Source organism: Photorhabdus sp. P32 (genome assembly GCF_038085095.1).
GTDB lineage: Bacteria > Pseudomonadota > Gammaproteobacteria > Enterobacterales > Enterobacteriaceae > Photorhabdus > Photorhabdus luminescens.
Genome location: NZ_JAZGJN010000135.1, coordinates 1 through 2,309, shown reverse-complemented (window position 1 = coordinate 2,309; position 2,309 = coordinate 1). Strand labels below are relative to the sequence as shown.

The following is a 2,309-nucleotide window of genomic DNA, read 5'->3' as shown; positions in this document are numbered from 1 at the left end:
CCAGCCGGTAGCGGGTGAAATCGGCGCCGTGCTGCCCGTCTTTGAAGCCGCCGGGAAAATCAAAGTGTTCATAGCCGGTATGCTGGAGGTCCTGCTCCCGCATCTGATGACGGAACTCCGCCGCCCAGGCCGGGTTTTTGAAGGTGTAATCTTTGAGTTCCACCACCGCCGGTCGCACCTGAGCCTGGCGGGTCAGCCGGGTAATGCACAGCTGCTGGGCCTGTTCGGCGTCGCCGGGGTGATAGGGCAGTACCGGGCCTTTGACCACGGAGCCGGCATCGTCGGCAAACACCAGGGTGTTTTTATTGTTGCTGAATTCGAAGAAGTAAAAGAGGCCCTCTTCGGCGGTCAGTCGTTGCAGAAATTCAAAATCGGTTTCGCGGTACTGGACGCAGAACTCCCGTTCCGGGTGCGGATTGCGCAGACTGAACGCCACATCCCGGACGCCGTTTTCTTTGAGCAGGGTGGTGATAATGGTCTGGATATCCTGCTGCTGAAAAATGCGTGAATTCTGGCGCAGGGTGGTGCGCCACATATCGGGCCGGACCGTCATTTTATAGCCGGTCTGATGTTTGCCGGTGTTGCCCTGCTCAAAGCAGGCGACCATGCCGGTGACGGCGCGTTCGACTTTGCCTGCGCGCAGGATGGTCAGGGTGGCGCGGTTGTCGAGCACCGCGGCGAAATCGATGGCCGGGTCGGCGCTGGCTAAACTGACCGCCAGGGTGAACGGGGTGGAGAAGGCTTCGTTCAGGGTGAAGGCGGAGACCACAAAGGTGTGCGGCGGCAGTCCGCCGGCGGTGAGGGTGAACTGTAAGCCGCCGGCGTCGGGGGAACTGAGGCGGTCGGTTATCTGCTGTGCGAGGTGGCCGGCGGTCTTTTTGGGCTGAAATGACATATAAGGGTTCCTTCTCTGAATTTACGGGCGGTGTTGTTCCGGGCGCGCGGTCAGTCCGGCGGCTTTCTGCAACGCGTAGTACCGGCTGAGCAGGGCGTTAAAACGGTCGTCGGTCTTTTTTATCAGCGCCGGGGAGACGGCCTGCCCCTGTTCGACGGCAGCGGCAAGCTGGCGCAGCAGTTCTTCCAGCGGAACGTCACGGTTGTGGCTGTGCTGAATCTGATAAATCGCGGTTTTCAGGTAAGAGAGGGTGAAACTGCCCCGGTTACGCTCCTGTTCCAGGATTTTGTCCGCCAGCCGCTGGAGCTGATGCCGGGTCTGGCGCCAGCTGCCGGGTGCCGGCGCAGTCTCCAGCCGGATAGCCTGGAGCTGCTGCCAGCGCTGCGTTTCATGCTGCTGCTGACGGTCCTGCGGCCAGGTTTTTTGCGCCGTGCCGGTGAGCTGCTCAGCCTGTTGCAGGACGACCAGCGGGGAGGTGTCCGCTAACCGGGTTAACTGCTGTTCATAGGTTTGCAGGTCGGGATGAGACAGCCAGGCCAGTCTGGCCCCGTCCGGGGTGCCGGTCAGGGCCGTCATCTGCTGTTGTAAGGGCCGGTAAAGGCCCAGCCAGGTCCCGGTCAGGACAAATACCCCCAGTAATACGCCCAGTCCGAACCCCTGTAAGGCGCTCATCGGTCGCGGCGGGGGGTCAGGGAAACGGACCTGCACTTTGGGCTGGCTGCGGTCATCACTCATGCTGTCGTCCGTTTCCGGTTCAGGCGGCGCCGGTTCAGTGCCGGCGAGATAAACCAGCGGCGGCATCTGCACCGGTTTGGCGGCCGGTTTGGGCAGGAGTCGGGTCTGTTCCAGTTTTTTGGCGGTGTTCTGGAAGAACCACAGCAGGTTTTCGACCTTCGGCAGGCGTTTCAGGTCGGACTGCTGGAGCCGGTCGACGATGAGCTGTAAGGCCCGCTCGGCCCGGTAAATCATCCGCAGGTCGCGGGGGGTGTAATCGTGCTGGCGTAAGGCGTTGCCGCTGCGGGTGTTAAACCAGTCCAGCATGTCGGTACGGACCGCCGGCTGCGGCGGCCACAGTTCATCCCACTGGCTGACCATCACCCCGGCCAGCAGTTCGCAGCCTTCGGTAAAGCCCGCCAGGCCGCTGAGCTGCATGCGGGCCAGAGTGTAGTAAATCGCGCTCTGCAAATCGACGCCGTGGGTGCGAAACAGCGTCAGGGCCAGCGATTCAATCAGCGGCCAGTTCACTGCCGGCTGAGACGGGTGGTTGATTTTGTTGATTTCTTCGCGGATTGCCGTGAACGCCGGCAGATGCATCGGGTTACTGCCGGCACGGATAATCAGGTTTTCAGGGTGTTCACGCATGGCCGTTCATCCTTTAGCCTGCCTCCGCCGGCGCGGAGGACAGGGTGGGTTG

The 2,309-nt window shown here is 61.8% G+C and carries 2 protein-coding genes; both read right to left on the bottom strand.

Annotated elements, in window-relative coordinates:
• The coding region (gene tssI / locus V2H77_RS00820) for a type VI secretion system tip protein TssI/VgrG (RefSeq protein ID WP_341497283.1) at positions 1-895 on the bottom strand (895 nt) is incomplete at its 3' end.
• Positions 896-916: 21 nt separating this feature from the next.
• Entirely contained in the window at positions 917-2,257 is a 1,341-nt protein-coding gene (locus tag V2H77_RS00815) for a VasL domain-containing protein (protein ID WP_341497282.1), read from the bottom strand.
• Between the last annotated feature and the right edge of the window lie 52 nt (positions 2,258-2,309).